The sequence below is a fragment of the Cellulomonas sp. P4_B5_2 genome (assembly GCF_056402235.1).
This window is the reverse complement of sequence record NZ_JBFUHU010000393.1, coordinates 1-2,966: the sequence shown is the minus strand read 5'-3', so window position 1 is coordinate 2,966 and position 2,966 is coordinate 1. Positions and strand designations below refer to the sequence as shown.

The 2,966-nt window shown below is 72.2% G+C and carries 2 protein-coding genes; one reads left to right on the top strand and one right to left on the bottom strand.

All coding sequences use genetic code 11. From position 1 onward, the window contains the following. The first annotated feature begins 110 nt into the window (after positions 1-110). A complete protein-coding gene (locus tag AC1DUQ_RS20035) occupies positions 111-1,319 on the top strand; it encodes an MIR domain-containing protein (RefSeq protein WP_477060966.1) in 1,209 nt (402 codons plus the stop codon). A gap of 4 nt (positions 1,320-1,323) precedes the next feature. On the opposite strand, the gene AC1DUQ_RS20030 is transcribed toward AC1DUQ_RS20035, so the two are convergent. Continuing rightward, positions 1,324-2,784, bottom strand: a complete 1,461-nt coding sequence (locus tag AC1DUQ_RS20030) for a serine hydrolase domain-containing protein (RefSeq protein ID WP_477060965.1) — start codon at positions 2,782-2,784, stop codon at positions 1,324-1,326. Between the last annotated feature and the right edge of the window lie 182 nt (positions 2,785-2,966).

Below are 2,966 nucleotides of genomic sequence, written 5' to 3'. Positions count from 1 at the left end.
GGGGCCGTCGTCGTATCTCACCCCGCCCCGCGGACTCCTTCGTGGCACCCTCGACATGCACGGGGGTGCCGCAGGTCGAGGCGCGGCTCACGGGACGAGAGGGTGTGTCGATGCCGGAGCAGGTCCTCCTTCGAGGGGCGGTCGCGTTCGACCCCACCACCCACGGCTTCGCGTTCCCGAACGCGTTCGTCAACGAGGTGCTCACGCTGCCCAACGGCGCCAAGATCACGACGTCCGGCCGGTGCGGCGGGATGGCGTACGCGTCGCTCGACTACTTCCTCGCCGGGCAGCCGGTGCCCGCCTGGCGCGCCGACCTGTGGGCGCCGAGCCGCGTCCCGCCGGACTCCCACTGGCTCGCGCAGCTGTTCACCCAGCGCCTCCGGGACTCGTTCTTCACCGGGTCCGCCGCCAAGTTCGTCACCTGGTCCATGCACTCCGACGACGAGACGTGGGTGTTCAAGGGCGTCACGCGCTGGACCAAGGAGGAGGAGCTGCCGCGGCTGATGAAGTCCATCGACGCCGGCCGCCCGGTCGTCCTGGGGCTCGTCGTCGCGCGCAGCCTCGCCGCGATCGGCGACAACCACCAGGTCATCGCCTACGGGTACGAGCAGGACCGTGCGACCGGCAGGACCACTCTGCAGGTCTACGACAACAACTCGGTGGGCAAGGTCGTGACGCTCACCTCCGACCGCGACCAGCCCGACTGGACCGCGTCCAACGGCCACACGTGGCGCGGCTTCTTCCTGCAGGACTACACGCCCCGGCGGCCCCGCGTGCTCACCCGCCGCCCACCCGGCGTCAAGGACCAGGTGTCGACCGGCGACACGGTCAAGCTCTCGCACGTGTGGACGGGCCTGACCCTGCACTCCCACGACCTCCCGTACACGCACCGCGACAGCGACGGCCTGCAGCAGGTCACGTGCTTCGCGGGCTCCGACGACAACGACCGGTGGCTGCTCGTCGGAACCGCCGGGACGCCCGCCGGCACCGCGCTGCGCGACGGGTCGGTGCTCCGGCTGCGGCACGTGTCGACCGGCCGCTGGCTCCGGAGCGCAGCCGGCATCCCGTCGCCGCTGACGCGCCAGCAGCAGGTCAGTGCCGTCGACACCCCCGACGCGTCCGCCGACTGGCGAGTCGAGATCATCGACGACCGCCCCTGGACCGCGGGCGCCCGCGTCCGCCTCGTGCACGTGGCCACCGGCGCCGCGCTGCACTCCCACCGCGCCTCGGACCCCCGGCTGACCGCGGGCCAGCAGGAGGTCACCGGCTACCCGGAGCGCGACGTCAACGACTGGTGGACCGTGCTCGAGCTCAGCTGAGGACTCAGCCGACCCACACCTCGTCGAGCGTCTGCACCAGGCTGCCCACCAGCGGCGGGGCCGTCGTCGGACCGAAGGACGCGTTCATCCCGCTCTCCACCACGACGTCGTCACCCGTGACGGTCATGGTGGCGGTCGCGACGAACGGCGCTTCGACGAACCTCACCGTGATCACGTAGGTGTCCGCCGACGTCCACGTGCCGCTGACCAGCACGTCCTCGGGGTCTTTGCGTCGCAGGGTGGTGCGGGTCAGCGCCGGTTGCGCGTGCCCGACCGTGACGATCACCGTCTCCTCGCCGTGGTCGACGGTGAGGCGGTCGTGCTCGACGCCCACCTCGAGCACCGCGTTGCGGATGCCGAGGGTGTTCGGCTCGAACGTGATCGTCCGCCCGCTCAGCCGCTCGGCCGTGCGGGACGTGGGCGATCCGGCCGGTGGGTCGAGGCGCAGGCCCGCGAGCCGGTCGGCCAGCTGCGCGCGTCCCTCGTCGTCGCCGGGCAGAGGTCCGTCCGACAGCCCGGGCAGCAGGTGCTGCCAGACCAGCTCCAGCTGGTGGTGCATGTCCGCGACGCCCGACGTGGTCACCACGACGACGTCCTGCTCCGGCAGCACCACGCAGAACTGCCCGAACGCGCCGTCGCCGCGGTAGCTGTCGTGGCGTCCGCGCCAGAACTGGTAGCCGTACCCCTGCGTCCAGTCGGGGTCGGGTCCGCCGGCGTTGGACACCTGCGCGCGCGTCGCCTCGGCAACCCATCCCGCCGGCACCACCTGCTGACCGTCCCAGACGCCGCCCTGCAGGTAGAGCTGGCCGAACACCGCGACGTCCTCGGTGGTCGCGGACAGGCCGGACCCGCCGACGTCGATCCCCTCCGGCGACTGCTGCCAGATCGCGCCCTCGATCCCGAGCGGCTCGAACAGCCGCGGACCGAGGTAGTCGAGGGGCCGTTGCCCGGTGAGCCTCTGCACGATCGCCGAGAGCATGAACGTGCCCGCGGTGTTGTAGACGAAGTGCGTGCCCGGCTCGTACTGCACCGGCTGCTCCAGGAACGCCGCGACCCAGTCCTGCGCACCGGAGTCGAAGACCGCGCCGGTGGGGTCCTCGTCGTGCCCGGTCGTCATGGTCAGCAGGTCCCGTACCCGCATCCGCTGCAGGTTCGCGTCCGGCGCGGCCGGTGCCTTGTCTCCCACGTGGTCCAGCACCAGGTCATCCACCGTGAGCAGCCCGTCGGCCACGGCGAACCCGACGGCGGTCGACGTGAAGCTCTTGCTCAGCGAGTACAGCTCGTGCAGCCGGTCGGGCGCGTACGGCGCCGCCCAGCCCTCGGCGACGACCGCTCCGTGCCGCAGCACCATGAGCGAGTGGAGCTCGGGCCACCCGGCGAGCGCATCCACCAGCCGGGTGAGCGCCCGCGGGTCCACCCCCTGCTCCTCGGGTGCGGATCGGGGCAGGCGGCGGAGTCCAGGCATGACCCCACCCTGTCACCCGCCGCCGACACCTGCGCTCTGCGCGCCCCTCCCGCCGCGAGTTCGTGAGTTCCCGTCGAGCTCGTGAGCTGTAGCTCACGAACTCGTCCGGAAGTCACGAAGTCGGCGCTGCGACGAGCGGCGCGGGAACGGCGAACGCCCCGGTCCGCGAGGGACCGGGGCGT

Excerpts from the sequence above, each read along its gene's own strand:
- AC1DUQ_RS20030 (WP_477060965.1), bottom strand. The coding sequence starts at position 2,784 with ATGCCTGGACTCCGCCGCCTGCCCCGATCCGCACCCGAGGAGCAGGGG.
- AC1DUQ_RS20035 (WP_477060966.1), top strand. The coding sequence starts at position 111 with ATGCCGGAGCAGGTCCTCCTTCGAGGGGCGGTCGCGTTCGACCCCACC.